28 protein-coding genes, 1 other RNA gene and 2 pseudogenes are annotated in these 25635 nt (G+C 50.2%); 10 read left to right on the top strand and 21 right to left on the bottom strand.

Annotated features, from left to right (window positions below):
* Positions 1–87: 87 nt before the first annotated feature.
* From EDC54_RS06405 to EDC54_RS06425, 5 genes and pseudogenes are all read right to left on the bottom strand, one after another.
* Positions 88–672, bottom strand: a pseudogene (locus EDC54_RS06405) (integrase arm-type DNA-binding domain-containing protein); the annotation flags it as partial.
* Positions 673–1050: 378 nt separating this feature from the next.
* Complete coding sequence (locus EDC54_RS06410) at positions 1051–1566, bottom strand: GNAT family N-acetyltransferase (protein WP_132454381.1); 516 nt, start codon at positions 1564–1566, stop codon at positions 1051–1053.
* A gap of 1 nt (position 1567) precedes the next feature.
* Positions 1568–1834, bottom strand: coding sequence for a type II toxin-antitoxin system TacA family antitoxin (locus EDC54_RS06415; protein ID WP_039303572.1), 267 nt, complete (start codon positions 1832–1834; stop codon positions 1568–1570).
* 279 nt (positions 1835–2113) lie between these two features.
* A complete protein-coding gene (locus EDC54_RS06420) occupies positions 2114–2398 on the bottom strand; it encodes a type II toxin-antitoxin system RelE family toxin (RefSeq protein WP_132454383.1) in 285 nt (94 codons plus the stop codon).
* Positions 2388–2639: a type II toxin-antitoxin system Phd/YefM family antitoxin gene (locus tag EDC54_RS06425; protein ID WP_005973616.1), complete on the bottom strand. Its 252-nt coding sequence runs from the start codon at positions 2637–2639 to the stop codon at positions 2388–2390. The genes EDC54_RS06420 and EDC54_RS06425 overlap by 11 nt, the downstream gene beginning before the upstream one ends.
* 129 nt (positions 2640–2768) lie before the next feature.
* On the opposite strand from EDC54_RS06425, the gene EDC54_RS06430 reads away from it, so the two are divergent.
* Positions 2769–3239 carry an STM2901 family protein gene (locus tag EDC54_RS06430; protein WP_132454385.1) on the top strand — a complete coding sequence of 157 codons (471 nt, stop codon included), beginning with the start codon at positions 2769–2771 and terminating at the stop codon, positions 3237–3239.
* A complete protein-coding gene (locus EDC54_RS06435; protein ID WP_230514480.1) occupies positions 3239–3568 on the top strand; it encodes a DUF1493 family protein in 330 nt (109 codons plus the stop codon). Before EDC54_RS06430 ends, EDC54_RS06435 begins: the two co-directional genes overlap by 1 nt.
* A 70-nt stretch (positions 3569–3638) precedes the next feature.
* On the opposite strand, the gene EDC54_RS06440 is transcribed toward EDC54_RS06435, so the two are convergent.
* From EDC54_RS06440 to EDC54_RS06465, 6 genes and pseudogenes are all read right to left on the bottom strand, one after another.
* Positions 3639–5966 carry a phage/plasmid primase, P4 family gene (locus tag EDC54_RS06440; RefSeq protein ID WP_132454389.1) on the bottom strand — a complete coding sequence of 776 codons (2328 nt, stop codon included), beginning with the start codon at positions 5964–5966 and terminating at the stop codon, positions 3639–3641.
* A 10-nt stretch (positions 5967–5976) separates the two neighbouring features.
* Positions 5977–6189: a hypothetical protein gene (locus tag EDC54_RS06445; RefSeq protein ID WP_132454464.1), complete on the bottom strand. Its 213-nt coding sequence runs from the start codon at positions 6187–6189 to the stop codon at positions 5977–5979.
* Positions 6182–6379 carry a host cell division inhibitor Icd-like protein gene (locus EDC54_RS06450; RefSeq protein ID WP_132454462.1) on the bottom strand — a complete coding sequence of 66 codons (198 nt, stop codon included), beginning with the start codon at positions 6377–6379 and terminating at the stop codon, positions 6182–6184. Before EDC54_RS06450 ends, EDC54_RS06445 begins: the two co-directional genes overlap by 8 nt.
* Before the next feature lie 41 nt (positions 6380–6420).
* Positions 6421–6726 (bottom strand): annotated as a pseudogene (locus tag EDC54_RS06455) (ash family protein); the annotation flags it as partial.
* An 8-nt stretch (positions 6727–6734) separates the two neighbouring features.
* Complete coding sequence (locus EDC54_RS06460) at positions 6735–6959, bottom strand: hypothetical protein (protein WP_132454391.1); 225 nt, start codon at positions 6957–6959, stop codon at positions 6735–6737.
* Positions 6956–7216, bottom strand: a complete 261-nt coding sequence (locus EDC54_RS06465; RefSeq protein WP_039462814.1) for a helix-turn-helix transcriptional regulator — start codon at positions 7214–7216, stop codon at positions 6956–6958. The genes EDC54_RS06460 and EDC54_RS06465 overlap by 4 nt, the downstream gene beginning before the upstream one ends.
* A 535-nt stretch (positions 7217–7751) precedes the next feature.
* Here EDC54_RS06465 and EDC54_RS06470 point away from each other — a divergent pair.
* The 3 genes from EDC54_RS06470 (at position 7752) to EDC54_RS06485 (ending at position 11837) form a co-directional block, all read left to right on the top strand.
* Positions 7752–8483, top strand: coding sequence for a hypothetical protein (locus EDC54_RS06470; protein ID WP_132454392.1), 732 nt, complete (start codon positions 7752–7754; stop codon positions 8481–8483).
* Complete coding sequence (locus EDC54_RS06475) at positions 8480–8728, top strand: ogr/Delta-like zinc finger family protein (RefSeq protein WP_132454394.1); 249 nt, start codon at positions 8480–8482, stop codon at positions 8726–8728. The genes EDC54_RS06470 and EDC54_RS06475 overlap by 4 nt, the downstream gene beginning before the upstream one ends.
* 367 nt (positions 8729–9095) lie before the next feature.
* Complete coding sequence (locus EDC54_RS06485) at positions 9096–11837, top strand: nSTAND1 domain-containing NTPase (protein ID WP_132454398.1); 2742 nt, start codon at positions 9096–9098, stop codon at positions 11835–11837.
* Positions 11838–11855: 18 nt separating this feature from the next.
* Here EDC54_RS06485 and EDC54_RS06490 read toward each other — a convergent pair whose 3' ends face one another.
* The 3 genes from EDC54_RS06490 to smpB form a co-directional block, all read right to left on the bottom strand.
* Positions 11856–13043 carry an integrase domain-containing protein gene (locus EDC54_RS06490; RefSeq protein WP_132454400.1) on the bottom strand — a complete coding sequence of 396 codons (1188 nt, stop codon included), beginning with the start codon at positions 13041–13043 and terminating at the stop codon, positions 11856–11858.
* Positions 13044–13236: 193 nt separating this feature from the next.
* Positions 13237–13600, bottom strand: a transfer-messenger RNA (tmRNA) gene (gene ssrA / locus EDC54_RS06495).
* 50 nt (positions 13601–13650) lie between these two features.
* A complete protein-coding gene (smpB, locus tag EDC54_RS06500; protein ID WP_132454402.1) occupies positions 13651–14133 on the bottom strand; it encodes an SsrA-binding protein SmpB in 483 nt (160 codons plus the stop codon).
* Between the two features lie 155 nt (positions 14134–14288).
* Between smpB and EDC54_RS06505 the strand changes: the two genes are divergently transcribed.
* Both EDC54_RS06505 and EDC54_RS06510 read left to right on the top strand, forming a co-directional pair.
* Positions 14289–14735 carry a type II toxin-antitoxin system RatA family toxin gene (locus tag EDC54_RS06505; protein ID WP_132454404.1) on the top strand — a complete coding sequence of 149 codons (447 nt, stop codon included), beginning with the start codon at positions 14289–14291 and terminating at the stop codon, positions 14733–14735.
* Positions 14725–15006 (top strand): RnfH family protein, encoded by a 282-nt coding sequence (locus EDC54_RS06510; RefSeq protein WP_380895439.1) that lies wholly within the window; start codon positions 14725–14727, stop codon positions 15004–15006. The genes EDC54_RS06505 and EDC54_RS06510 overlap by 11 nt, the downstream gene beginning before the upstream one ends.
* 181 nt (positions 15007–15187) lie before the next feature.
* Here the strand turns inward: EDC54_RS06510 and bamE are convergent, their stop codons facing one another.
* From bamE to nadK, 3 genes are all read right to left on the bottom strand, one after another.
* On the bottom strand, positions 15188–15523 hold the full coding sequence (gene bamE / locus EDC54_RS06515; protein ID WP_132454408.1) for an outer membrane protein assembly factor BamE: 336 nt from the start codon (positions 15521–15523) through the stop codon (positions 15188–15190).
* A 152-nt stretch (positions 15524–15675) separates the two neighbouring features.
* Positions 15676–17337: a DNA repair protein RecN gene (gene recN / locus EDC54_RS06520; RefSeq protein WP_132454410.1), complete on the bottom strand. Its 1662-nt coding sequence runs from the start codon at positions 17335–17337 to the stop codon at positions 15676–15678.
* Between the two features lie 164 nt (positions 17338–17501).
* On the bottom strand, positions 17502–18380 hold the full coding sequence (nadK, locus tag EDC54_RS06525) for an NAD(+) kinase (protein ID WP_132454466.1): 879 nt from the start codon (positions 18378–18380) through the stop codon (positions 17502–17504).
* Positions 18381–18528: 148 nt separating this feature from the next.
* On the opposite strand from nadK, the gene grpE reads away from it, so the two are divergent.
* Positions 18529–19116 (top strand): nucleotide exchange factor GrpE, encoded by a 588-nt coding sequence (gene grpE / locus EDC54_RS06530; protein ID WP_132454412.1) that lies wholly within the window; start codon positions 18529–18531, stop codon positions 19114–19116.
* A gap of 256 nt (positions 19117–19372) precedes the next feature.
* Positions 19373–20611 (top strand): Nramp family divalent metal transporter, encoded by a 1239-nt coding sequence (locus EDC54_RS06535; protein WP_132454414.1) that lies wholly within the window; start codon positions 19373–19375, stop codon positions 20609–20611.
* 30 nt (positions 20612–20641) lie between these two features.
* Here EDC54_RS06535 and EDC54_RS06540 read toward each other — a convergent pair whose 3' ends face one another.
* The 3 genes from EDC54_RS06540 to EDC54_RS06550 all read right to left on the bottom strand — a co-directional run bounded on the left by EDC54_RS06540 (position 20642) and on the right by EDC54_RS06550 (position 23332).
* Complete coding sequence (locus EDC54_RS06540) at positions 20642–20845, bottom strand: 2-hydroxymuconate tautomerase family protein (protein WP_132454416.1); 204 nt, start codon at positions 20843–20845, stop codon at positions 20642–20644.
* Positions 20826–22028, bottom strand: a complete 1203-nt coding sequence (locus EDC54_RS06545) for an MFS transporter (protein ID WP_230514481.1) — start codon at positions 22026–22028, stop codon at positions 20826–20828. The genes EDC54_RS06540 and EDC54_RS06545 overlap by 20 nt, the downstream gene beginning before the upstream one ends.
* Before the next feature lie 206 nt (positions 22029–22234).
* On the bottom strand, positions 22235–23332 hold the full coding sequence (locus EDC54_RS06550; protein WP_132454418.1) for a glycerol dehydrogenase: 1098 nt from the start codon (positions 23330–23332) through the stop codon (positions 22235–22237).
* A 319-nt stretch (positions 23333–23651) separates the two neighbouring features.
* On the opposite strand from EDC54_RS06550, the gene nudK reads away from it, so the two are divergent.
* Complete coding sequence (gene nudK / locus EDC54_RS06555) at positions 23652–24233, top strand: GDP-mannose pyrophosphatase NudK (RefSeq protein WP_132454420.1); 582 nt, start codon at positions 23652–23654, stop codon at positions 24231–24233.
* Positions 24234–24504: 271 nt separating this feature from the next.
* Here the strand turns inward: nudK and EDC54_RS06560 are convergent.
* Positions 24505–25635, bottom strand: a 1131-nt coding sequence (locus tag EDC54_RS06560) for a transketolase-like TK C-terminal-containing protein (RefSeq protein WP_329957841.1), incomplete at its 5' end; no start/stop codon positions are given.

Genomic DNA, 25635 nt, shown 5'->3' on the forward strand with positions numbered 1-25635 from the left:
ATATTTGCCGTTCAGCTATGAGCGAGGAGCAGACGTTCGGAATGCATACTTACATTGAGTTGTCTTAAGCAATGGGGTGCAGGTCATGGGAACCGCATCAATCAGGCCCGTGTTCTGCGCATAAATCATAACTTCATTAATACGCTTACAAAGGCGGCGAACAGTCTCTAATGCACCTCTGGCCTGAACCGGCTGAACTGCTTTAACCAGAGTATGAGCCTTAATCTCAGTGACACTGATATCACCGATTACTGGGAAAACATCTCTCTCAAGCGAGCGCCAGATATCGTCAGCATAGTTCTCTGTTACGCTGGCTTTCTTCACATTCCACCAACGCTCGGCAACTAACAAGAAGGTATTAGTTTTGGCCTCTTGAGAATTCCTCACCTGTTCTTTCTGATGTTCCTGAGGATCAATGTCTTTCGCCAATAAAACTCGAGATTCGGCTCTGAGTTTACGTGCATCAGAAAGTGAGACGGCAGGGTAGGCTCCGAAGCTTTGTTTGGTTCGCTGCTTGGTCAGAGGGCGATAGTAACGGAACTGCCAGAGCTTACTACCGCTGGACTTGATTAGCAGAGTAAGCCCGTTGCCGTCATAAAGTTGATAATCGGCATCTTTAGGTTTGGCGGCTTTGATTTCCGTATCGGTTAACGGCTGGGTTTTTCTTGCCATGGGGAGTCTCCATGCGTTTAGGCCCAACGAAAACAATAGAGCTTTTCGTTGGGCCTATCAATGGGCCTAAAAGGTTCGGATTTAATTAGTTCTCTTCGGACTTCGCGGGACAAATTGCAGGCACAAAAAAGCCCGCGGCTGGGGGAATCTGAATAATTAACGTAACTCAATGATATTTATGTTTTAAGTTTTAATTCAGACTTTGTTGGTATACCTAAGCGTATACCAATGCAGAAAAGTGATAGGGCTTTTTGCTAATGATTTCACCCTGTGAATCCCACCCTTCTGTTACCTCAATCTATGATGATGCTTTGATAAGTACACGCGAATATCACTTTTTAGTGGTGTTGGTGTGTACTTAATCCTGACGAATGCTTATCAAGCTAGTTCAAATGAAGCTAATTCTTTTAACAGGGTATTTGTGATAGGAAGATAGAGCGAATTAGGCTTACGTTGAAAGGCAACAAACCCATATTTCAGATAAAAATTCTTTGCAGCCTGATCTTTGGCATCGACATGTAAAGCCCATATTCCTGTTGTCGAGCGCGAAACATTGAGGATCGCATCAACAAGTAATGACCCGCCTATGCCTTTTCCCGCAAATTCAGAATCGACGGCAAGGCGACCAAGTAATGCAGCGGGTACAGAAGGATAACGCGGAAGTTTCTTGGTCATCGTCTCGGGAAGGCCGCTGATGTCGATTGCGCTAGAAGACAACGTATAAAAGCCTGCTACGGTATTGTTTTCATCAACGGCAACATAACATTTAGTAAAGCGTTCCCGGCTGTCCTGCCCGGCGTACTTTTGCAGGTAAGTATTTAACTCAGGAACGCCGCAATTAAAATCTTTCTTGTTATGGTTTTTGGCAAGTAGCGTGTAGGTCAATAAGCTCATTTTATCTTCCCAACGCTTTACGCCTTTGCATTGCGCCTAATAATGCAGGGGAAGCCGGTGATTCGGATAGCAGTGAGTCAGCAAATTGCTTTTGGTCTTCCATTGCCAGTCTCAGTATCGCGGTTTCCTCTACGGCTCTTTTAGCGGCTTCCTGCGTTGCTGTGATAATAAAATCCGTCATTGTGCGTCCCTGCAACTCAGCGGCATGTTTGATCAATGCGTGGAGTTCCGAAGGGATACGCGCTTCCAGCCTTGCGGTTGTAGGCATAGTTACCTCACATTAACAATCCCGGCAGATTGCCGTACAAATAGTATATAAAAGATACATATCAAAAGATAGTCTGAGTATTCACATTGAGGATGAGTGTGCTTCTCTCAAAATAAAAAGATTTTGCACAAAACTGTTCACTCTCTTCACTATGGTTTTTTATTTTTATTAATCAATGTATTAAAGCGTGATGAGTTGGTGAACAGGTGACGAGTGACTCATCACCTTAATGGCAGATAGGCCATATGACAAAAAGCTGTGAATGTAAGATATTCGCGCCTATCGTCTGTCCTTGGCTGCTTGATAAACCTCTGAGCGTTCTCGTTTGCCCACAGCTAAAACCAGTACCACGATCTCATGCTCAAGCACTTGATACACTAACCGATAGCCAGCGGAACGAAGTTTGATTTTGTAGCAGTCAGCCATTCCGTGAAGCCGGTTGGCGGGAACGTGGGGATTTTGTAAAACCTCTTTCAGTTTTTTGGTGAACTGCTCCCGCACGGGTGCACCCAGCTTCTTAAATTCTTTCAGCGCGTGCTCTTCAAACTCCAGCTTATAACTCATCCAGATCGACCTTCACACGTTTCCCCTTCATCCGGGAACGGGCAATTTTGGCAAGTTCGATATCTTCCTGATAGTCGGCCAGCGCTTCCCATGTTTCCGGGGAAACATAATAGCCAGAGATACGGCCATTGGTTAACACGGCTACAGGCTCGCCGTTAGCTTCTTTCAGCGCGGCATTGGGCGATTTTTTAAAGTCGCTAATACTCACGGCAGCATTGGCAAGAATAGGTTGTACGGACATAACTAGCCCCTTTTAAGTATGATGTTTGATACTGAATTTAGCACTTAACCAAGAAGGTAGCAACATCACGGTATCAATGTGACACCAAATAAAATAATATTGAAAATACATTAAAAACAGGGAGGTTTAATGGATACTACTGAGGAAATCAATAACACATATTATTATCACGGGCATGGGAATTTAACTGCCGGTGAGTTATTTAACCTGATCTTTCTTGAAAATTTTTCTTCTCGCACCGGTTTAGAGATTACAGCGGCGGCGCTGATCCTCTCAGGGCAACCTTATCTAAAGGTATCAGGGAAACTATCCGCCGCCACTGCGACGCCCGGAACCAGTGTGGCTTCCAGAGTATCACGAGCATTGCTCAGAGATTTACGTTTCCCTTATGGGCTAAGGCCGCTCACGCCTATGGGAAAGAATCTTGCGACATTGAAGATGGTTCCTACGAATAAGATTGCCTCTTTTGTTGGGCGTTATATTTCATGGATCGGTTATGTCCAATTGATAGCTATAATGCAATGGGTAGCAAGAGATACCCGTCGACAATATAACCTAATCGCCAGGCCAGAAGACCGCATTGAATGGACGTATTTCTGATGAACCAAAGAGATATCGAAAATGAGGTTATTCAATATCTCATGGAACGTTACCCGATTAGGAAGCATTGGTTTAAATCCGGTATTAGACAAGTCACTAAAGACTGGACATTACAGGATGATTACCAGTTTCTGCCGGAGGATGCTCACGATTTTCTTCTCGATGTATTCGGACATTTTAATATTGAGCACTCAAACTTTGATGGAAGAAATTATTTTGAATATGAGTATCCAATCTGGCAAAAGAAACCCCTATCGCAAGCGTTAAAACCGCTCACGGTCGGGATGATTATTGAGTCAGCTAAAGCAGGAAAATGGTTATACGATTAGAGGCATCTAATATTGAAGTGTCTGGACGCAAAAAAACCGGCCGGAGCCGGTTTCGTCGTATTTGGTATCTCTACCTCGCTATCTCGCATTTGGGCAGCCAGTCGGCGTCTGATTCGTCTTTCAGCTCAAGGTTAGTCTGTATGCCCTGATTGGTTCGCCCTTTGAGGTATGTCTGCCCGTATTCCGACATCATATTCGGCAGCACCTTACCAAAGGCCGTCAGGCTGATGGGCTTCTGGTGGCCGTGCGACTCCATAAAGGACAGATAGGCGTGATACAGGTATTTACGCGGGTTGCGCGGCGTAATGTTGGCGTTGCCCATATACAGCCCGGTGGTGTCGCCGTGTGCCAGCAGGTAGCCGCAAAAATCAACCAGCGGGTCAGCCTGCCGCTTGATTTCCAGCGCCTCGGCGGAGTGTTGCTGTGCCTGTAACAGCGTCCGGGCATCGTTCGGGTCAGCAAAACGTTTCATCAGGTGACGCACAATCACCGCCAGCTCTGCGCGGATTTTCTCTTTCAGCTTGGGGTCGCGTTCGCTGGCCGGGATGGTTTCACCGAAGTGGATTATCACCCGGCGACGGGACACGCCGCCGCTGCGGTCGCTAAAACGCATCGGCGAGTTGTTCACGGCCAGAATCACCGCCGGTATCCGGGTGGAATAGGCGTCACGGTATTTCGGGTCAACCATCACCGCATCGCCGCCGGTAATCGCCTTAATGCCTGCACCGTCACCGCTCCATTTTTCTTGGTCAGGCAACACGATAAGTGAGAAGCCGATAATCGACGAGCGTTCACGGGACGATTCAATGGTATTGATGGTGGCCGCCGTGGTGTTGTCCTCCCCGGCCAGCATGGTGGCAATTTCTGCCAGAATACTCTTTCCGCTGCCGCCGGGGCCGGTGACTTCAAGGAACAGCTGCCAGTCGTAGCAGTTCGCCAGCACCATAAACAGTGCGGCCAGAATACGCTCCTGTTTATCCGCGTGGTTCCCGGCGGCACGGGTCAGCCAGCGCCAGAAGTGCGGAGCGTTGTCGGCAAGATTTTCCCCGGCCTTAAACGGCGTGTAATCCACGTCATTCACGGTATTCAGCCAGTGCTCCCGGCGATGGGGTTTAAATTCACCGCTGACGGTATCAAATACCCCGTTACGAAAGCCGATTAACCGACGCTGGGGCTTTTCCTGCATCGGGATAATCAGTTTCAGGGTGTCCAGCACGCTGCCAATCCCGGACGCGGTAAAGGGCGCCTGTATCTTCTGAAACAGCGCCGCGATATCCCGGCTTAACAGGCGATAGGGCAACACTTTCCATGCGCCGTTCTGGTACTGGAAGAACGTTTCCCCAAAAGCGTCAATCGCCAGCGTATCGCGGTAATGCTCGCGTATCTTCTCCGCTTTCTCGCTGGCGCCCATGGCCTTGAACTCGGCCTCGCCCAGCGACGCAAACGGGCTGACAGGCTCTGGTTGGGTAAACGCGTTCAGATGCTGGCGGGTGGCGTCGGCACCCTCAGCAAGATAGACATCATTCCAGTCACCAAACACCGGCGGCAGCGCGACACGGCCATTGACGGCAGCGGCGGCCTGTTCCGCTTTGGTCTGGCCGGTGCCGTTCTCGTCCCGGTCAGCGGCTATCAGCAGCGTGACCGCCGGGTGGCGGGTTTTCAGCTCACGGGCAAGGGACGGCAGGTTGTTCGCGCTGAGCGCGACATACACGCTATCATCGGTTAACTGATGCAGCGTTAAGCCGGTGGCGTAGCCCTCAGCCAGCCAGATAAAGCTGGTTTGTTTGCCGCTGAAAGCGTGAAAAGCGCCTTTGACCTGCCCACCTTTCAGCGTGCGTTTGTCACCCTGTGCGTTGATAAGCTGGAGATTCACCACCTCACCCTCCGGCGTGGTCAGCGGCACCAGTACATCACCGGGCTGATAGGTAATACCGCCTACGCGCGGCGGTTTACCCTGTAGGGTGGGCACAGCGATATCCGGCCAGCCTTTGGCGCTGAGATACGTGTTGCCGGATTGTGTCACCGCCTCTTTCAGTTTCGCCTGCGCCTGAACTGCCGCCCGTTGCCGGGCGGCCTCGCTGTCTGCGTCGTCAGATGTGGACGCTACCGGGCTGTCCGGCAGGTCGCCCAGCCATGCGCCCACTTTCAGGGCGGCTTCTGTCGGCGTCAGGTTCAGGGCTTTCTCCACCAGATTCAGGCCGTCACCTGCGCCGCACTGGTTACAAATCCATGTGCCGCGCCCTTCTTTGTTATCGAAGCGGAAACGGTCTTTGCCCTCGCACATCGGGCAGGCGGTATGCTGCCCGGTGGCATCAATGCGAATACCCACTGCCGGGAGCAGTTGCGGCCAGTGGCTGCTGGCGCGTTTCATGGTCTGTGTCACGGTAAGGTGTGCCATGTGTCGCCCCTTAATGCAGTGTGGTGTCGGTGTAGTCAACATCGCTCAGGTCGTCGATGTGGTCGGGCGTATCCAGCGTGGACGACAACACTTCCAGCCGTTCAGCCAGCACAAAGAGCAGCACTTCTTTCGCCATCGGATTATCCAGTTCAATCACGGCGTGCGTCAGGGCGCGGCACTGGTCGGTCAGCTCTTCCGGGGTCAGGGGCGTGTCATCAAACATGGCGTGTACTCCGCAGCGGCAGACGGCCAGCAAACGACAGCACATAGTCACGCGCCAGCAGACGGCGGGCGCTGATTTCATCCGGGGCGATAACGGTTTCACGGTGCGGTAAGGCGCGTAATTCGGCGCGACGCACGGCCAGAAACAAGAAGGTAAATTGCGGGTGTGACGGGATAGGGGGCGTAGCCATGTGGCAATCTCCGTTGAGTAGCTAAAACTGCTACCACCGGAGTTCCTACACTCATGGGTGGTAGCCCAGACGGGGGTAGGAATACCGGCCTCAACGAACACCGGCCAGCCCGAAGGCTGCCCCGCCTGAGCCACCATAATTTGGATGCAATGACGGCGTAAAACATGCCGCATTTTATGCAGGTGTGCTAAGGCTGCGACGTAAAAAAAGACGCATGGCGCGTCTGGTGTCGCCGTTGAGTAACTCGGGTTCCTACGCCCGACTGCCGATTTTGCGACAGCGACGAAACTATAACGCCAAAAAGCCCCGGCAGGCAAGCCGGGGAAACGGATAAATTGCGCAGTCATGAATAGCCTCAGCAGTTAGTCAGCGCATCACCGGCACGGGATGCGCAGTAACGCCGGGGTGAATCAGAAGCGGCGGGCGTCGGTGCAACGCTCAGCAGCAACGCGCCGAAACGCTGTTCACGGGCGGCAACGGTGGCCGGGTTACGGATGGCGGGAAACAGTTGATCGCACAGGTTAAGGGCTTCCCGTTCATCGAGTGTGACCGACTGCCCGGCGATAGTTAAGGTGATCATGCGTGGTTCTCCTGTTGACGGGCGGCGATACGTTCGGCCACCCAGTGATGAATTTCGGACTCAACCCACGCGACACTTTTCCCACCCAGCGAAACGTTGGCGGGAAAGGCTTTGCGGCTGCTCAGCTCGTACAGCGTCGAGCGGGAAATGCCGGTGACGTGCAGCACTTCCGGCAGGCGCATTAAGCGCTCTCTGGCCGGATGCTGTGGCATCGGAGGCATAGCAGGAATGGGGGCTGGGGGTGTGGCTGACAACATGTGACGCTACCTCGTTAATGTCCGCCCGACTCTGGCCGGATGGCGCTGGATTGCTCTGGTAGCTCGCTATTATGTGAATATTTTCAGGGCTGGCAACAAGGGGCTGTTGTGTGATGAATGAACAAAGTAAAGGCGGAAAGTTATGTTAATTCTGATAGTTATCGGTAGTTACTGAATATAGCTGAGTTGAAGAAAGTACATTGTTCACCCCTATTAATCCTTCCTATATTGATAGCAAAAAACATGGAAAAAACCGCTCGCCAGAAAAAAACTCAAAAAACCGGGTGAACAGTGTGAACACTCGGTGAAGAGTTTTTTATCAACTGTTAACCTCTTTATTTATTGATTTATCTATTCTTTTTTCTCAGGTGAAGAGTAGTGAATAGTTTTATAAAAGAGTGGGTTTTAAATCGGGCAAACCGCCTAAGGGGGAGATTGTTTTGTGTGGTCGATGGCAGGACAGGCTCAGATAGCGGGGGTTGTGTAGTGAATTGCACAATAGCCATCAGACACTAACCCTAGCGGAGAAATGACCATGACCAAAACCGTAGCCTCATTGCTGAATGAACGTATCGAAAAACAACGTAACTACTACAACAACGCTAAAGCGCAATACCAGAAAGACAGCGATGCGTTACAGAATGTGATTAACGCGATTGAAAATGCCCAGAAGCAGCAGCGCGCGGAGCAGGAAAAGAGCCAGTTACTGGAAAACGACTGGCGGCAGCGCTTTCGTGATGCAGGCGGCCAGATGTCAGACGATTTGAAGTCGCTCCATTTGCAACAGGTATCACACAAAGAGCTGGCGAAAGAGTATGACGGTCTGGTGGCCGCGTTGGAGCTGGATAAAGGACAGGCAGAACTGGTTGCCGCCCAAAGCGGGCTGAATTATCAAAATGCTCACCGTTCCCTGATACGCAGTTACGCTGCTTATGAGCTGGAAATGGCGATGAGAACGGCAGAGCCGCTTATCAGGGGTATGGCCTTACGGCTTCATGCACTTTCCCTGAAATCGCATGATGAACAGATCTATCACCATGTGAACTTTACAGCAAGCGACAATCAGGTAGTGCTACAGGAGGTGACTCAGCAACTTGAAAGCCGGATGGAGAGCTACCTCTTTGACATGAAAAAGGAAGCGCTGTTAGAGGAAATTGGCCTCTACAGCCAATCCATTAAGAATGTGGATCAGAAATTATTGACCAGCCCAATAACAAGAATGAAAAAAGCAGAGGCACTGCGTAAACAGCGGGAGAACGCAAAATGATGTCCTGCCCGTTCTGTGGCCATGCAGCGCATACCCGCACCAGTCGCCCGTTATCGGAGAACGTCAAACAGCGTTATCACCAGTGTCGGAATATTGAATGTTCAGCAACCTTTCGGACACTGGAATCGATAGAGGAAATTATTCAGCCGTCGAATAGACGAGATCTGCCGGTGCCGGATATTCCGCTATCACCGGCTATGCAGAAAAAATATAAGGATTACCCAACCGCAACTCAACGGAATTAATTAGCCAGATTATAATTTCATTGTCGTTAATATCAGAACGTCGCCCGCCATTGCGCGGGCTTTTTTGCGAGCTTTTTTCTCTGGCTAGCGATTTTTTGACCGTGCATGCATACGGTGCATGGATTTTCATGCAATACTTACCCCCGAATCTGACCTACAGTGCCAGTATTGGCGCGGCCTGAACGCTTCCATGCAACTGCATGAAATGCGCTGCATAAAGCGGGCAGGCGTGGCGGGGATAGCATTGCGCGCGGGCTAGTTAAAATGTAGTGTCACACGGATAAATTGATTTGAAGGTCGCACTGGCTTATGTATGCATATATATTGCTAACTTTGCCAGTAATGGGAAGAGAAAAAAGGGTTAATTATGTCAAGACCATTACCGTTAAATAAAGATTTAATTGTTTGTGTACCTAAAAGCTATTCAACTTCAGAAAAAGGAAAGTTTTTTGAGAACTTTTGCGCCGATATACTTCGTCGCCAATCATTCAGAATAGATGGCATGGAAGTTAGGATGTCTGGCATGGAGGTTGATATTCAGGCCACTCATACGCCATCAAATGAAAAATTATATGTTGAATGTAAATTTATGCAGCAAAGAATAGACTCTTCTATAGTCGATTTAGCATTTGCACAATCATTTAGACTTAAAGTCAAGAAAATAGCACTGTTTTCAATTTCTGATCTTGGTAAAGATGCACAATCAACCCTTGAAAATTATAGACTTGATGAACGTACTGATTATTCGTTCTTTGATAAGAAAGAAATTCTATTATCGATACTGGCGACAGGTAAAGTTACTGATATTCCAGAGAGTAAAATTTCTGCTAAATATACAAATGCCACTTTACTTGTTCATCCGGAAATTGAAATGACATGGTTGCTTCAAGAGACCGAAAATGGTAGTTCGATAAAGCTAGTGCCTTTCATAATGAATAATGATGTTAACAAACCAACGGTATCAAGAATTAGTGAGATCGTAAAAGAACAAGGTTTATTTGAAGGGCTAGAGATAACTGATTTCTTTGTTTTTTCAGAGCCAGAAAACAAAATATCCAATATAAATCCATCCGAGAATTATGAAAAGGAAATTGTTAGCGAAATTATTTTGGCTGATGACCTTATGGATTATAAACCGTGTCAGCCTAAGGATTTTGTTGGGCGTGATGTTATTCAAAAAGAAATATGGGATTATCTCGAAAGTGTCAGAGGGTTAAATTCTCAAAGTCGAGTGATATCATTGATTGGTGGTTCAGGTAATGGTAAGTCTTCATTAATAGCAAGGTTATCATCACGCTTTAAGAATCAAAAGTGGAAGAATAAATTCTTTTTGTCATCTGTAGATGTTCGATCTGCTCGAGGTGGACGCTTTGTTTCAGAAGCCGTTGTTAAGGCATTTACTACAGCTATAAATGATAAGTTTATAGATTATAAAGATCCATTTGTTATAGAGAATATATCAGATATTACAAGCTCTACAAGTTTTAAGGAATGTCTTGATTATTTAGTCAATAATGAAAAAGTATTAACTATATTTTTTGACCAGTTTGAAGAAGTTTTTATGAAGGAGGAATTATTTGGATTGTTCAAAGCCTTTGAAAGGTTTGCGCTAGATGTTTCCGCTTTAAAAAGTAATGTTGTAGTTGGCTTCTCATGGAGAACGGGAATTACATTGGGTGATGAGAATCCAGCTTATTCTATGTGGAATAAGCTTAAAGACTATCGTGTTGAAAAAAAACTAGAACCATTTGATCATAAAGATTCATCAAAACTTATCAGCAGCTTTGAGCTAAATTCTAGTTCAAAATTAAAAAAGCCACTTCGTACCCGTTTGATACAACAGGCCCAAGGTTACCCTTGGTTATTAAAAAAATTATGTATACATGTATTTAATAAGTTGAAAAGTGGTGTATCTCAGGATCAAATGTTAGTTAGTCAGATGCAAATATCAAATCTTTTTGATGAAGATCTTGAACGACCTGATAAGCAAAAGGCTTGCTTGAAGTTTGTTGCTAAAAACTCTCCGGTTAGTCAGTATGAGACAACTAAAGAATTTGGTGGTGATACCGTGCTGGAACTTATTTCTGATAGAATGATAATTAAGACAGGTGAAAAATTATCTGTATATTGGGATGTATTCAGAGATTATTTAAAAGGAAATGATTTGCCCTCTATACCTTGGTCGTATATGCCTTTGACATCACCTAAAATGGTCTCGCTAATACTTAATGCTTTGAGTAATGGGAATGCTGTTAACGTTGAAAAATTACAAGTGTTATTGAGTTACAGTAAAGGGACTTTAAAAAATATAATTATGGATTTACAGTATTTTGTTTTAGTTGAAAAGAGTTCTTCTGGTGATATTATTTCTCGACGAAACATAAAAAATGTCCCTGAGTTTCTGAGGGAGCATTTTATAAGTCACAGTGTTTACTTGAATATGCTAGAATATGTGACTGATGTTGAATTAAAACGAGTTAGTTTAGGTCAATATGAAGGTATAATAAAGAAATTGTATACTAATAAAGATGGTAGTTATCCAAAAGGATACAGTTCACGTTTTCTTTCATGGTTACAATATGTCGGACTCGTTTCAGTGATAGGTAATAATATTGTTATATATGATGGAGAGGTGGCTTCACCTGCATTCGGAGCTATTGATCTCAATAAACGCGGTGCTCGTAATAGAAGAGGTTCTCTTTTCCTTGCAGCAACAACTCCTGAGAAAACCCTCGAAGTTGCGAGATATTTACAAAAAAATAAATCAATGGACTACGAATATATCAAGCATAATAAATATAGAAATGCGACACAAGATTTAGTTGCATTGAGTTTTTGTTCTCGCCAAGATGAACGGATTGTAATTAACCAAAAAATTAATATTTTATTAGAAAATAGTCAGCTTGAAAGAATTATCGCTAGGTTAGTATCTGATTCACCTGCAATTAAGATATTAAATGTCTATATTAATAAATTCGGTGAAAATGATAAAAAAATGATGGGCGATTCTTTAGCTAGGGAGCTAGAAAAATCATGGACACCAGCGTCTACTACAAGATATATATATGCTTTAATGAGGTATCGTAACTTTTCTCTAAATACCTTATGAATGAGTAGGGCGTAAGCCCTACCTCGTTACTTTCATTCCCCACCACGTCATTAGTTCAATTCTCTGTGGGATATAAGTCGAACGATTATATGCTCTCCGAACTTCATTCTTATCACAATGCGCTAACGCCGCTTCAATCACATCGGGATTAAAACCGGCTTCATTCATTGCGGTACTGGCTATCGAGCGTAAACCATGTGCGACCAGTTTGCCACCGTAGCCTATGCGTTTTAATGCGGCGTTTGCGGTCTGGCTGTTCATGGGTTTTTTAGGATCGTTGCGGCTAGGAAATACGTGTTCGCGGTTGCCGCTGATAGGGCGCATGATGTCGAGCAGTTCCAGCGCCTGATCGGAGAGTGGAACGATATGATCACGCTTGGCTTTCATGCGTTCAGCCGGAATGCTCCACGTTCTTTTCTCTGTATCGATCTCTGCCCATGCCGTTGCGGAGGCTTCAGCCGGGCGAATCAGCGTCAGTAGCTGCCATTCTAATAAGCAACGGGTTGGGATGGACAGGTTAGACATGGCAATGGTACGCATTAGCTTAGGGAGTTCTTCTGGCCGGATAGTCGGCATGTGCTGCTTTTTAGGACGTTCAAACGCCATACCAATACCAGAGGCGGGGTTAGCGTCAATCAGCCCCGTATTGACCGCGTAAACCATGATTTCGTTAATACGCTGCACTAACCGCCTGACGGTTTCCAGTGCACCACGGGCTTTAATCGGTTCTAGCGCCTGTATCAGCGTGCGGGCTTTGATTTCCTGTACCGGGATATTCTCAATCGCCGGGAGTACATCTTTTTCCAGCGATCGCCAAATGTCTTTGGCGTGATCCGCGCTGACTTTGGTCTGCTTCAACGTGAACCAATTACGCGCCACATTGATGAAGATGCTTTCTACCGCGATTTGCGCTTCTTCCTCTTCTTTCGCCACTTTTTGTTGTGGATCTATGCCTTTTGCCAGCAGGGCTAAATGTTCTGCCCGTAGCTGTCTTGCGTCGGCCAATGATAAGGCCGGGTAGCTGCCAAAGGAGAGTGTCGTGCGTTTCTTGGTATCAGGGCGTAGATAGCGAAACCGCCATAATTTTTTCCCTGACGGTTTGATCAGTAGAAAGAGTCCATCACCATCATGCAGGCTTAACTCTTTATCAGGCGTTCGTGCTTTGCTGACTTCGGTGTGTGTCAAAGGGCGCGCAATTCTTGGCATGGCGGGGTCATCCGTGTTTTAGGCCTACGTTTTTAGGCCTATATGATACCGTGGGCCTAAACGTAGGCCAATAATCTCTGGATTCAGGCGAATATCGTCGGACAATGACGGACACAAAAAAGCCCGCAGGGCTTGCGCTATGCGGGCTTTTCGTACTTCATCGGACTTATCTGGTAATACCCGATGTCTAAATTGGTGGAGCTGGGGGGATTTGAACCCCCGTCCGGAATTACTCTACCGTCGGCACTACATGCTTAGTCTAGTCTTTACATTCGCTTATTAGCTGCGGACAGACACGCCACTAACAAACTAGCCTGATTAGATTTAACGCTTCAACCCCAGGCAGGGCATCCACGCGATCTCTTTTAGGTTTGACCTCTCTTGATCCCCGTCCTAAGAGCGGAGGCTAGGGAGAGAGGGCTCTAAGCAGGTTATTAAGCTGCTAAAGCGTAGTTTTCGTCGTTTGCGACTATTTTTTTGCGGCTTTTTACGAGGCCAACCGCCCCTCGGCATGCACCTTGGGCTTTGCAAATCCCGTCGAATCCAGAATCAGCCCCCAAGAAACTGTCGCCAGTATATCAGAACTTACCGTTGTTAAGCCAGTGGCTTAGCGATTGGCGTTCTTCATGATACGGGCTTTGTCTAACTTCCATTCACGTTCTTTGATGTCATCACGCTTGTCATGATCTTTTTTCCCTTTCGCCACGCCGATTTTGACTTTGCTCCAGGCATTTTTCCAATACATAGACAGCGCGACGACCGTGTAGCCTTCACGGCTGACGCGACCAAACAGCGAATCCAGTTCGCGTTTGTTAAGCAGCAATTTGCGCGTGCGTGTGGGATCGCACACCACGTGTGATGAGGCTACATTCAGCGGCGTAATGGTCGCGCCGAACAGGTAAGCCTCACCGTTCATGAAGGTGACATAGCTGTCGCTGAGGTTAGCTTTGCCTGCGCGCAGTGATTTAACTTCCCATCCTTGCAGCGCAAGTCCAGCCTCAAATTCTTCCTCAATGAAGTATTCGTGACGGGCGCGTTTGTTTTGCGCAATGGTGGCGGAACCGGGTTTGTGTGCTTTTTTCTTTGTCATAATGCCGTCATTATACTGGATGTCATTGGGAATGAAATCCCCGCCGTGCGTCCGTGTCGTGGTTAATGATATCGTGCGATTAGCGTCGCAGAATTTTTGCCTGTCGGGTTATCAGTGCTATCATTTTGCGCGTTTTATGAATCACGGAAAAGAGTATGCCAAAGATAAGTCGTTCCGCGCTGGTGCCGTTCAGTGCTGAACAGATGTACAAGCTGGTCAATGATGTCGCTGCCTACCCTGCGTTTTTGCCGGGCTGTACCGGGAGCCGCGTGCTCGCCTCTTCAGAAGAGGAGATGACCGCCGCTGTCGACGTCTCCAAGGCCGGCATCAGCAAGACATTTACCACGCGCAATACGCTGACCCACAATCAGAATATCAATATGCAACTGGTCGATGGCCCCTTTCGTCAGTTGGGCGGTGACTGGCATTTTACGCCGCTGAGCGCCGACGCCTGCAAAGTCGAGCTGCATCTGGAATTTGAATTCACCAATGCCTTGATTGAACTCGCTTTTGGAAAAGTATTCAAGGAGTTGGCGGGGAGTATGGTGCAAGCTTTCACACAGCGAGCCAAAGAGGTCTACAGTGTCAGCAATGCAGGTTGACGTAGTCTATGCGTTGCCGGAACGCCAGTATCTGCGCACGGTGACGCTGGAGGAGGGCAGTACGGTAGAGCAGGCTATCGTCGCATCGGGCCTGTTGGAACTGCGTCACGATATCAATTTGCAGGTGAATAAAGTCGGCATTTACAGCCGTGCGGCGAAGCTGACCGATGTTGTACAGGAGGGGGATCGCGTGGAAATTTACCGTCCGCTGATTGCCGATCCGAAAGAATTACGCCGCCAACGGGCTGAGCGTTCTAAACACAAAGCCTGAGCCAGACCGTTAAACCACTCACTCATTCTCCTGACGTGTTCCGACCGAAAACGAAACGGGCAAGCCTGAAGCGAACAGACTTGCCTGTTTTGCGCGTGAACATCGGGTTTGAATCTTCTGGGCCAACGCGACCGCTGTCCCTGTCGGCCTATCCCACTGGCTGCGCCAAACAACGCGAGGATTAATCCAACGCAGGTTTGTTGTTAATGTTGGTTAACACACCACCATTGCTGAAGGTCAGCGTCAGCGTTTGTTGTTTGACCGATTCATGACCGGGCTGCTGGCGGAAGACGTAAAACCACGTATCACTGCCAAACGGATCCTGCATCATGGGTGTTCCCAGCGTATAAGCGACCTGTTGTTTGGTCATGCCGGTGTGAATTTTCGCAACGTCAGCCGGTGCCAGATAGTTTCCCTGATTGATGTCCGGCCGATAGACCACCTTTTCCAGTGTGGAACAACCGGCGGTCAGCATAACAACCACCGTGGCGACGACAGTCAGCGTTTTACAGCGCATAGTGATTACATTCCTTAAGGGCATAGGTTGCCGATGATAATAGACCTTGCAGGACTTGAAAACCTGCAAGGCGATTGTATGACCTCAGGAAGGTAAAAAAGTTGAGCTTTTTTACCTGTTATGCACCTTTCTCACCCCTATCGGCGACGATTTTAGGCCGCCAGCAGTTCTTTGGCATTCGCCAACGTGTTTTTGGTTACCGCGCTGCCACCCAGAAGGCGTGCGAGTTCCTGTAGCCGTGCGCGTTTGTCCAGTGGTTGCATCAGGGTTTCCGTTGCTGCACCGTCCGTTTGCTTGCTCACGAAGAAGTGCTGATGGCCGCAGCCCGCTACCTGCGGCAGGTGCGTTACGCACATTACCTGAGTGGATTCCCCAAGCTGGCGCAGCATTTTGCCGACAATGGCGGCGGTTGGCCCACTGATTCCCACATCGACTTCATCGAAGATCATCGCTGGCGTGTCCATTTTCTTCGCCGTGATCACCTGAATAATCAATGCAATGCGGGATAATTCACCGCCTGATGCCACCTTCGCCAAGGTTTGATGTGGCTGGCCGGGGTTAGTGGTGACGCGGAATTCAATGCTGTCGGCGCCCGTGGCGGTCAGGTTGTCTGGCGTAAACGTCACATCAATCGTGAAATGGCCGTGTGGCATCGCCAGTTCACGCATATTGGTGGTGATAAGCAGCGCCAGTTCGCTGGCATGGTGCTGACGGCGCACGTGCAGTTGTTCTGCAAGGTGCAATGCCTGCTGATGATATTCTCCGACGGAGGCGCTGAGCGCGTCATGATCGCTCTCCTGCTGTTCCAGTTGCTGTTGTTCTTCCAGTAACTGCTGATGGAATGCCGGGAGCGCCTCTGGCGCAATATGGTGTTTGCGTGCCAGCGCCAACTGACGTGACAGACGTTGTTCCAGCTCATACAGCCGAATCGGGTCGAGATCCATTTGTTCGCTGTAGTGGCGCAGTTCATCACTGGCCTCGCTAAGCTGAATACCGGCCTCTTCAAGCATGGACAGCACGCCGGACAGTTTGTCATCCATGCTGATGAGTTCGCCAAGCTGATGTTTTACGCTGTGCAGCATACTGAGGATGTTTTGCTCTTCGTCTTCGCTAAGCAACTGCATCGCTTGCTGGCTCATTGTCAGGAGCTGGCCGCTATTCGCCAGACGCTTGTATTCAAGGTCTATCTGTTCGTATTCGCCGGGCTGTGGGGCGAATTCATTCAGCTCTTTTAATTGATATTGCAGCAGTTCCCGGCGGGCCTCGCGCTCAATCGCCGCCTGTTTTAACTGCGCGAGCGCACGACAACTCTGGTGCCACTGCTGCCAAACCTGTTGCATAGCGGCCAGTAATTGAGGCTCGTCAGCATAGGCATCCAGCAGGTGTTTTTGATGATCGGGGCGGAGCAGGCGCTGATGAGCATGCTGACCATGTACCTGAATCAGATGCTGACCGAGTTCACGCAGTTGAGACAGCGGCACGGCGGTGCCGTTAATGAACCCGCGCGAGCGGCCATCGGCGCTAATGACGCGGCGTAATAAACATTCATTGCTGTCATCCAGCTGGTTTTCCTCCAGCCACTGGCGTGCCGTTGGGGTATCTGACAGAGCAAAACGGGCGCAAATGTCGGCCCGAGCCGCCCCCGGCCTGACCATACTGGCATCCGCGCGATTCCCCAGACATAAACCGAGGGCATCGATCGCAATGGACTTCCCCGCGCCGGTTTCCCCGGTGATGACGCTCATTCCTGACTGAAAATCGATTTCTAACTCGCGCACGATGGCGAAGTGACTGATAGTGAGTTGCGCCAGCATGATAGATTTCCTGTATGTAAGATACCCGTCCTACCTCAAGTCGCCTGCACGGTGTTCAAACGCTAACGTTTGACCTGAAACTCGAATGATTTAGGGCATCATGGGACTGTAATTACATACAGTATAAACTGGTTTTATATACAGTAAAGTGGCTGGGTGAAATTTTAGAATAATTTTTTTGACCAGCCGAGTTTTGAACTTAACGTATTGAAATAATTATAATCTTTTGGATGTATGAGATTCAGGTGATATTCAGAGCGGCGAATTAGCACTTCTTCGCCTTCCTGAACAGGCAGCGCAATCTGGCTGTCGCAGCTGATTTCCAGATCGTTGGTAATACGGGAAAATTTCAGCCGGATCGTACTGCAACTGTTGATGACTAACGGACGGGCAGACAAGGTATGTGGAAACATCGGCACCAGCGCGATGGCATCCAGCGATGGCGTCAGGATAGGGCCGCCAGCGGAAAGCGAATAGGCTGTCGACCCCGTAGGGGTGGCGATGATCAAGCCGTCCGAGCGCTGGGAAAAGGCGAATTTGTCGTCAATATAGACTTCAAACTCAATCATATGGGCGACTTTTCCCGGATGAAGCACCACTTCGTTAATGGCGGTACTGACGCTGTCGGGCTGGTTTACGCGGCAGACGTGCGCTTCCAGCATGAAACGCTGTTCGCTCAGGTAGTGGCCGTCGAGCACGTCAGAAAGTTGCTGCTGCGCCTGATCAGGGTCGAGGTCGGTCAGAAAACCGAGGTTGCCGCGATTCACGCCGATAACCTTGATGTCATATCGCGACAGCACCCGCGCTGCGCCCAGCATGTTGCCGTCGCCGCCGACCACAACCGCCAAATCCGCCTGCTGGCCGATATCGGCAAGACTGCCCGTCGATGCGCCTGTCAGGTTCAGATCGCGGGCAATCTGCTGTTCAAGCAGCACGGAGTAACCTTTGTCGCTCAGCCAGTGGTAGAGCATTTCATGCGTTGCCAGCGCGGTTGGGTGTCGTGGGTGGCCGACAATGCCAATACGATTAAACGGCCTGTTCATTACAAGCGGTGTGTTCATTGCTGTTTTTGTCCTCAGCGTGGTGTACCGGCGGCGGCGAAAATCAATATGTGAGGGGTTCCCTTGAATCCCCCATTTTGATCCCCATAATAGCAATTAGCGAGATTAATGCTAAACCGCGGAGATTTTCATGAGTAGTAAAGAACAGAAAACGCCTGACGAGCAAGTCTTGGATCAAAAGGAAGAAGTAAAGGAGCAGCAGGCGGATGCCGCGCCAGAGACGGCAGACGTCGCTGACCCGCGTGATGCGCGCATCGCCGAGCTGGAAGCTCAGTTAGCCGAATTGCAGCAGCGTGAGCGGGACAATGTATTACGCGCCCGTGCTGAAGCCGATAATATTCGTCGTCGTGCCGAAATGGATGTTGAAAAGGCGCACAAATTCGCGCTGGAGAAATTTGCCGGCGAGATGTTGCCCGTGATTGATAATTTGGAGCGCGCGTTGGAAGTGGCAGACAAATCCAACGAATCGCTGGCATCAATGATTGAAGGTGTCGAACTGACGCTGAAATCGCTTTTGGATGCGGTACGCAAGTTCGGTATTGAGGTGGTTGGCGATGTAAACGTTCCGTTTAACCCGGAAGTACATCAGGCGATGACGATGCTGGAATCAGCCGATCATCAGCCGAACCATGTCATGATGGTCATGCAAAAAGGCTATACGCTGAACGGTCGTTTGCTGCGCCCGGCGATGGTTGCGGTATCAAAAGCACAAGGCTGATACATTCTGTTTTTGCGTAATCCCTTCATTCTGAACCCCGTGCCTACCGCATGGGGTTTTTTGTTTTTATCTCGCAACATGAAGGCATTAGTGTACATTTTGTTAAGGTTTGTTTGATAAAAAGATATTTTTTAGGTTTTGAATGACTCATCATCTTTAGCTATCAAAAGAATTGGTATCACCGCCCTGAATGCACTTGATAATCATTATCATTTTTGTGAGAGTAATAAAACAACAGTGTTAGAAGGGTCATACTATGCCAGGTAGCCGGGTTATTGAGTCAGCAAGCCGTACATCGAGGAAGATGAAACTTTCTCTGATGGGCCCGGCGTTTATCGCGGCGATTGGTTATATCGATCCGGGTAACTTCGCCACCAATATCCAGTCCGGCGCGGCTTATGGCTATACGTTGCTGTGGGTGGTGGTGTGGGCGAACCTGATGGCGATGCTGATCCAACTGCTGTCCGCTAAATTGGGGATCGCTACCGGTAAGAATCTGGCGGAGCATATCCGCGATCGCTTTCCGCGTCCGGTGGTATGGGCGTATTGGGTGCAGGCCGAAATCATTGCCATGGCGACCGATCTGGCCGAATTTATCGGTGCGGCGATTGGCTTCAAACTGCTTTTGGGCGTGTCGCTGCTGGAAGGCGCGATCCTCACCGCCATTGCAACCTTTCTGATTTTAATGCTGCAACAGCGCGGCCAGAAGCCGCTGGAGAAGGTGATCGGCGGCCTGCTGCTGTTTGTTGCGGCGGCATATATCGTCGAATTGGTCTTTTCTCAGCCTAAGCTGGCGGCCTTAGCCAAAGGCATGGTCATCCCCAGTTTGCCCACTTCTGATGCCGTGCTGCTGGCCGCAGGGGTCCTGGGGGCGACCATTATGCCGCATGTGATTTATCTGCACTCTTCGCTGACGCAGCATGGGAGTCGCCACACCCGTGCCGAGCGCTATTCAGCAACGAAAGTCGATGTCGCGATTGCGATGACCATCGCCGGGTTCGTTAATCTGGCCATGATGGCAACAGCGGCGGCGGCGTTCCATTTCAGCGGCAATCAGGATATTGCCGATTTGGATAAAGCCTATCTCACGCTGGAGCCGCTGTTAGGTAAAGCCGCTGCGGTGATTTTTGGTCTGAGTCTGGTGGCTGCGGGGCTTTCCTCTACGGTTGTCGGCACGCTGGCGGGTCAGGTGGTGATGCAAGGGTTCGTGCGATTCCATATCCCGCTTTGGGTTCGTCGCACCGTGACGATGTTGCCGTCGTTTATCGTCATTCTGTCCGGTATGGATCCGACGCGAGTGCTGGTGTTGAGTCAGGTGGTGCTGAGCTTCGGGATTGCGTTGGCGCTCATGCCGCTGTTGGCTTTCACGGGCAACCGTGAACTGATGGGGGCAATGGTTAACGGCAAATGGGTGCAGCGTATTGGGCAACTCATTGTGGTGCTGGTGGTTGCCCTGAATATGTATCTGCTTATTGATACGATGTCGGGGGGATAAATCCAGTGCCACCGAGGTGGCACGGTTTCGCTATTTGCTGGTTTTCCTCAACTCCGTCACCGGTATGCCGCCGATCCCCCAGTTGTCCGTTTCGACTTCATCAATCACGACCACGGTGGTTTTCGGGTTCTTGTTGAGCACATCGACCAGCAGTTGGGTTACGCCCTCGATCAACTGGCGTTTTTGGTCTGCGGTTGCCCCTTCATTGGTGATTTTAATGTTGACGTATGGCATGCGTTCTCCGGGATGATGGTGAGAGACGACGGTAGGGGAAACAGAGCCCTGCCGCGATAAAAAGTGCTGCCGCGCTACACAGAATCGATACCGCGACCGCGTTGGTCGTCAGGGCGCTGGTTAAAAGCGGGCCCAGAATCTGACCAATACCGTAAGTGAGCGTCACCAGCCCAAGCAGGTTGATGCTGTGCGGCGCGCGTAGTCGTTTGGCTAATGGCATCACCAGCGAGGTGGTGCCCATAAAGGTAGCACCAAAGCCGATACAGCTGAATATCAACGCCACCGGGGAGTGGAAGAGCGTCATCAGAACGCAGATGCCCTGAATGAGCAGGTTGGCCGTTAGGCAGGGTAAGGTACCCCAGCGGCGGGCAGCCCACAGCCAGAAAAAACAGCCGGGGATCGCTGCCAGCCCAACCAGCGACCATAAATGCAGCGATAACCGCGGTATGCCCAGAGCGGTCACCATTAGCGGCAGATAGGTCGCGATGATGATATAGCCGAAACCCGCAAGGCCATACAGCAATGCAAGCCGTCGCCAGCCGAGAGCAGGTTGCTCATCGATATCGGCCACCGGCGGTTGCACGCTGCCGGGGTTATGTGGTGAAAGGGCATAGAGGGCAAACAGCAGTAGCGCGGAGAGCAGGGCGGCCCCGTACCACAATCGTTCGGCGGTGAGTGCGTAATGCCGTCCTATGATGATGTATTCATTGCCTAATACAATTCCTAAGCCAACGCCGGAATAGAGTGCGGCGATAATGTGAATACGTTTTGCGTGGTGTTGCGTGTGCTGCAACACGATCAGGGAGCCGAAAATCATCATCGCCGCGCTGGCGATCCCAGCAATGAAGCGAATGAACGTGACCCATAACGGGCTGGTCGTCCATGCCATCGAGCAAAGTAAAACGCCGCTCGCTGCCGCGGCGATGTACAGCAGGGTCGACGGTTGAACGCTTGCGTCGCGGCGGTGGAAAGAGAAAAAAAGGCTACCGAGCAGATAACCGGCATAGTTTGCGCTGGCAATGTAGGAGAGCTGACCGAAGGTCAAGCGGCCTTCTTCCAGCATCACGGGCAGCATCGGCGTATACAAAAAGCGCCCAAGACCCATACCCAATGCCAGCGCCATTGCCCCGAAAAGGGCGAGGGTCAGCGTATCCGAGAGGGTGATAAGGCGAGGACGTTTCATAATGCGATAACCCAATGTGCAGAGAATATGCCGTTATTGTGCCTGTTTTCTTGTCAGGGAAAAGTGAATAGTCATGAGCAGGTTACTGACGCAAAGAGAACGTTTTCTGGTTGGGGTGCGGTGGTGAGAAATCCTCCTGTTATATTAACCCCGACGCCATTGTGCGGAGCTTGTGCTGGCGTCGGGCCGTTTTATCGAGGTCGCGCTTAGCTGATGGTTTTACTGAACGCGTCGACGGCAATAATCGCGTGGGCGACGTCTTCAGCCGTTAATCCGCTGTCCAGATTTTTCAACGTATCGGCGTCGCTGCACGCCAGTTCACCCACTTTGACCAGATTCTCAAAGGGTTCATTTTCCAGATGCAGATCTTTTAGCCGCGTCGGCATGTTAATTGCGCGGTAGAAACGGATGTAGCGTGCGATTTCCTCATCAGGACGTTGCTCCAGCACCATATGTGTCAGCGTGCCGTAGGCGACTTTTTCCCCGTGCGTAAGGTGATGAATATCACCTTTGATCGCGGTAAACCCGTTGTGGATGGCGTGAGCGCCCGCCAGCCCGCCGTTCTCAAAGCCCAGTCCGGAAAGTAGCGTGTTGGCTTCAACGACGGATTCCACCGCGGGGGTCACGGCGCCTTTTTCCACCGCCTGGTAAGCACTGTAGCCATAGGTTAGCAGCGTTTTTTCGCAGGTTTCGGCAATCGCCATGCCCGCCAGCGTGGGTTTACCACCCAGCATGGAGAGGGAATGGGAGCGCAGAACCGCCTGTGCTTCGACAAAGGTTGCCAGACCATCGGCAATGCCGGAGGCAAACAGGCGTGCGGGTGCCTGCGCACAGACGCCGGTATCGACCAACACCAGATCGGGATTTTTGTCGTAAAAGCGGTAGGACTCAAATACCCCCTCGTCGGTGTAAATGACGGACAGCGCGCTGCACGGCGCATCCGTCGAGGCTGCGGTAGGGACAATCGCAACATGATGTTTTAGCTCATCGGCGACCGCTTTTGCCGTATCCAGCGTTTTACCGCCGCCTAATCCGACGACAATGTCCGTGCCCGCGTCGCGTGCTATCTTGGCAAGACGAGTGATTTCGTTGCTGGATGCCTCACCGTTAAAACGCTCGTAATGGTGACCGATGTCCGCCTGTTTGAGGGACGCATCAACGCGCTGGCCGATAATCTCCCAAACAACGTCGTCTGCCATCAGAAACGCTTTCGTTCCCAGTGGCTTGAGTTGTTCCCCCAGTTCATCCAGTACGCCGCGACCCTGAACATATTTTCTAGGTGAAGAGAAAATGAAATGGCTCATGTTATCTACCTCGATGATGTGGTTTGAGAAGTGATCACCTTGACGGCGGTGATGGAGGAAACGAAAGCGCAGCGCGACTTTCTGAAACGTGACTGGATTAAGATATAGCATAGTCGATAAACGTGAGATGGACGAAAAGAGCGGAATAGCGACAATAGACTTAATCAATATAAATCATAGGGTTAATCCTTTTTTTGCTGTGTTTTTCGTTTGATACCCACCTTCTTATCCGTTTATGCTGAAATGAAAAGGGGATATGATGATTTGCGTTGTTTTATAAGCCAAGCGTTCCCCAGCCATCGATCGCCGAGGTGTTTGCATGTCGTCTCCTATTGATATTGTCGAAAAGAAGCTGCTATCCGATAACTGGTTTATTCTGCATAAGTATGTTTTTGACTTAAAAAGAAAAAATGGTGGCGTGGTGCGCCAGATCCGTGAGGTTTACGATCGGGGTGATGGGGCGACAATCCTTTTGTACAATCGCGCGAAAGGCACGGTGATCCTGACGCGACAGTTCCGTATTCCCACTTATGTGAACGGCAATGAAAGCGGCATGCTGCTGGAAGCCTGCGCGGGTCTGCTGGACGACCATTCGCCCGAAGAATGTATCCGCAACGAGGCGATAGAAGAAACCGGTTATGCGGTCGGCAACGTGGAGAAGCTGTTTGATGCTTACATGTCGCCGGGGGGCGTAACAGAACGGCTGCACTTTTTCGCTGCTGAATACAATGAGTCGCTGCGGGACAATCCGGGCGGCGGTGTGGACGATGAAGATATTGAGGTGCTGGAACTGCCGTTTAGCGAAGCCATCGCGATGATGAACGACGGCCGGATTAAAGACGGCAAGACCATTATGCTGTTACAGCATGCGATCATTCGCGGCTGGTTCGCCAAAGGGTAAACGTATTTTACGGCACACGGATCTCTACGTGTGCCGTTTGATTTGTTTTTCTATTGCTGATTTCTCATTTGAATTTCAATGTGATGAGTTTAATTGTGGCTTGGGTGTCATCACTTTAGTCGGTCCGGTATGGACGTTTTTTGAGGCAATTTTTCCTGAATTTCTTGTATTGAGATCGACTATTCAGCATTGCGATAAATGTACGCGTGGCTGCCGTCGAACTCAAAACGCAAGCGAGCAGCGCAGTGGCTCAGTTTACTGCACTACGGCTTTACTTCAGCAATGCCTGAGCCTTCGCGACCACGTTGTCTACCGTAAAGCCGAACGCTTCAAACAGCTGTTCTGCCGGCGCTGATTCGCCAAAGCTTGTCATCCCCACAATCGCGCCGTTCAGGCCGACATACTTGTACCAGTAGTCCGCTATACCCGCTTCGATCGCCACGCGCGCCGACACCGCTTGCGGCAGCACTGCTTCACGATAGGCCGCATCCTGCTTGTCGAACACATCCGTAGACGGCATCGACACCACGCGCACCTTACGGCCTGCTGCGGTCAGTTTGTCATAGGCGCCGACAGCCAGCTCGACTTCCGAGCCGGTGGCAATCAGGAGCAGTTCCGGTTGCCCGTCGCTGTCTTTCAGCACGTAGCCCCCTTTTGCCACGTTCGCCAGCTGTTCGGCTGTACGCGATTGCTGCGCCAGGTTCTGACGGGACAGGCTCAGAGACGTCGGGCCGTCCTGACGCTCAATCGCGTATTTCCACGCCACCGCCGTTTCCACCTGATCCGCCGGACGCCAGTTACTCATGTTCGGCGTCACGCGCAGGCTCGCCAGTTGTTCAACCGGCTGGTGCGTCGGGCCGTCTTCGCCCAGACCGATGGAGTCATGGGTGTAAACGTAGATGCTGCGGATTTTCATCAGCGCCGCCATACGCACGGCATTACGCGCGTATTCCACAAACATCAGGAAGGTCGCGGTGTACGGTATAAAACCGCCGTGCAAGGCAATCCCGTTGGCCATCGCCGTCATACCGAACTCGCGCACGCCGTAGTGGATGTAGTTGCCCGCGTGGTCTTTATCCAGCGATACCGAGCCGGACCAGAGCGTCAGGTTACTCGGCGCCAAATCGGCTGAACCACCGAGGAACTCCGGCAGCAGCTTGCCATAGGCTTCCAGCGCGTTCTGTGAGGCTTTTCGGCTGGCGATTTTCGCCGGATTGGCCTGCAATTCTTCGATAAATTTCTGCGCATCCGCCTGCCAGTTGGCGGGCAGTTCGCCGGCGGTACGACGTTTAAACTCGGCCGCCAGTTCCGGGTAAGCGCTGGCATAAGCGGCAAAGGCTTCGTTCCAGGCCGCTTCCTTACGCTGACCGGCCGGTTTGGCATCCCACGCCGCGTAAATATC

The sequence above is a fragment of the Samsonia erythrinae genome (assembly GCF_004342665.1).
GTDB classification, from domain to species: Bacteria; Pseudomonadota; Gammaproteobacteria; order Enterobacterales; family Enterobacteriaceae; genus Samsonia; species Samsonia erythrinae.

Excerpts from the sequence above, each read along its gene's own strand:
- nudK (WP_132454420.1), top strand. The coding sequence starts at position 23,652 with ATGTCGTCTCCTATTGATATTGTCGAAAAGAAGCTGCTATCCGATAAC.
- EDC54_RS06475 (WP_132454394.1), top strand. The coding sequence starts at position 8,480 with ATGATGTCCTGCCCGTTCTGTGGCCATGCAGCGCATACCCGCACCAGT.
- EDC54_RS06430 (WP_132454385.1), top strand. The coding sequence starts at position 2,769 with ATGGATACTACTGAGGAAATCAATAACACATATTATTATCACGGGCAT.
- EDC54_RS06545 (WP_230514481.1), bottom strand. The coding sequence starts at position 22,028 with ATGAAACGTCCTCGCCTTATCACCCTCTCGGATACGCTGACCCTCGCC.
- EDC54_RS06465 (WP_039462814.1), bottom strand. The coding sequence starts at position 7,216 with ATGTTGTCAGCCACACCCCCAGCCCCCATTCCTGCTATGCCTCCGATG.
- EDC54_RS06505 (WP_132454404.1), top strand. The coding sequence starts at position 14,289 with ATGCCAAAGATAAGTCGTTCCGCGCTGGTGCCGTTCAGTGCTGAACAG.
- EDC54_RS06425 (WP_005973616.1), bottom strand. The coding sequence starts at position 2,639 with ATGTCCGTACAACCTATTCTTGCCAATGCTGCCGTGAGTATTAGCGAC.
- EDC54_RS06410 (WP_132454381.1), bottom strand. The coding sequence starts at position 1,566 with ATGAGCTTATTGACCTACACGCTACTTGCCAAAAACCATAACAAGAAA.
- smpB (WP_132454402.1), bottom strand. The coding sequence starts at position 14,133 with ATGACAAAGAAAAAAGCACACAAACCCGGTTCCGCCACCATTGCGCAA.
- EDC54_RS06440 (WP_132454389.1), bottom strand. The coding sequence starts at position 5,966 with ATGGCACACCTTACCGTGACACAGACCATGAAACGCGCCAGCAGCCAC.
- EDC54_RS06450 (WP_132454462.1), bottom strand. The coding sequence starts at position 6,379 with ATGGCTACGCCCCCTATCCCGTCACACCCGCAATTTACCTTCTTGTTT.
- EDC54_RS06460 (WP_132454391.1), bottom strand. The coding sequence starts at position 6,959 with ATGATCACCTTAACTATCGCCGGGCAGTCGGTCACACTCGATGAACGG.
- EDC54_RS06490 (WP_132454400.1), bottom strand. The coding sequence starts at position 13,043 with ATGCCAAGAATTGCGCGCCCTTTGACACACACCGAAGTCAGCAAAGCA.
- nadK (WP_132454466.1), bottom strand. The coding sequence starts at position 18,380 with ATGAACAGGCCGTTTAATCGTATTGGCATTGTCGGCCACCCACGACAC.
- EDC54_RS06415 (WP_039303572.1), bottom strand. The coding sequence starts at position 1,834 with ATGCCTACAACCGCAAGGCTGGAAGCGCGTATCCCTTCGGAACTCCAC.
- EDC54_RS06510 (WP_380895439.1), top strand. The coding sequence starts at position 14,725 with ATGCAGGTTGACGTAGTCTATGCGTTGCCGGAACGCCAGTATCTGCGC.
- EDC54_RS06420 (WP_132454383.1), bottom strand. The coding sequence starts at position 2,398 with ATGAGTTATAAGCTGGAGTTTGAAGAGCACGCGCTGAAAGAATTTAAG.
- grpE (WP_132454412.1), top strand. The coding sequence starts at position 18,529 with ATGAGTAGTAAAGAACAGAAAACGCCTGACGAGCAAGTCTTGGATCAA.
- EDC54_RS06435 (WP_230514480.1), top strand. The coding sequence starts at position 3,239 with ATGAACCAAAGAGATATCGAAAATGAGGTTATTCAATATCTCATGGAA.
- recN (WP_132454410.1), bottom strand. The coding sequence starts at position 17,337 with ATGCTGGCGCAACTCACTATCAGTCACTTCGCCATCGTGCGCGAGTTA.
- EDC54_RS06550 (WP_132454418.1), bottom strand. The coding sequence starts at position 23,332 with ATGAGCCATTTCATTTTCTCTTCACCTAGAAAATATGTTCAGGGTCGC.
- EDC54_RS06470 (WP_132454392.1), top strand. The coding sequence starts at position 7,752 with ATGACCAAAACCGTAGCCTCATTGCTGAATGAACGTATCGAAAAACAA.
- EDC54_RS06535 (WP_132454414.1), top strand. The coding sequence starts at position 19,373 with ATGCCAGGTAGCCGGGTTATTGAGTCAGCAAGCCGTACATCGAGGAAG.
- bamE (WP_132454408.1), bottom strand. The coding sequence starts at position 15,523 with ATGCGCTGTAAAACGCTGACTGTCGTCGCCACGGTGGTTGTTATGCTG.
- EDC54_RS06540 (WP_132454416.1), bottom strand. The coding sequence starts at position 20,845 with ATGCCATACGTCAACATTAAAATCACCAATGAAGGGGCAACCGCAGAC.
- EDC54_RS06485 (WP_132454398.1), top strand. The coding sequence starts at position 9,096 with ATGTCAAGACCATTACCGTTAAATAAAGATTTAATTGTTTGTGTACCT.
- EDC54_RS06445 (WP_132454464.1), bottom strand. The coding sequence starts at position 6,189 with ATGTTTGATGACACGCCCCTGACCCCGGAAGAGCTGACCGACCAGTGC.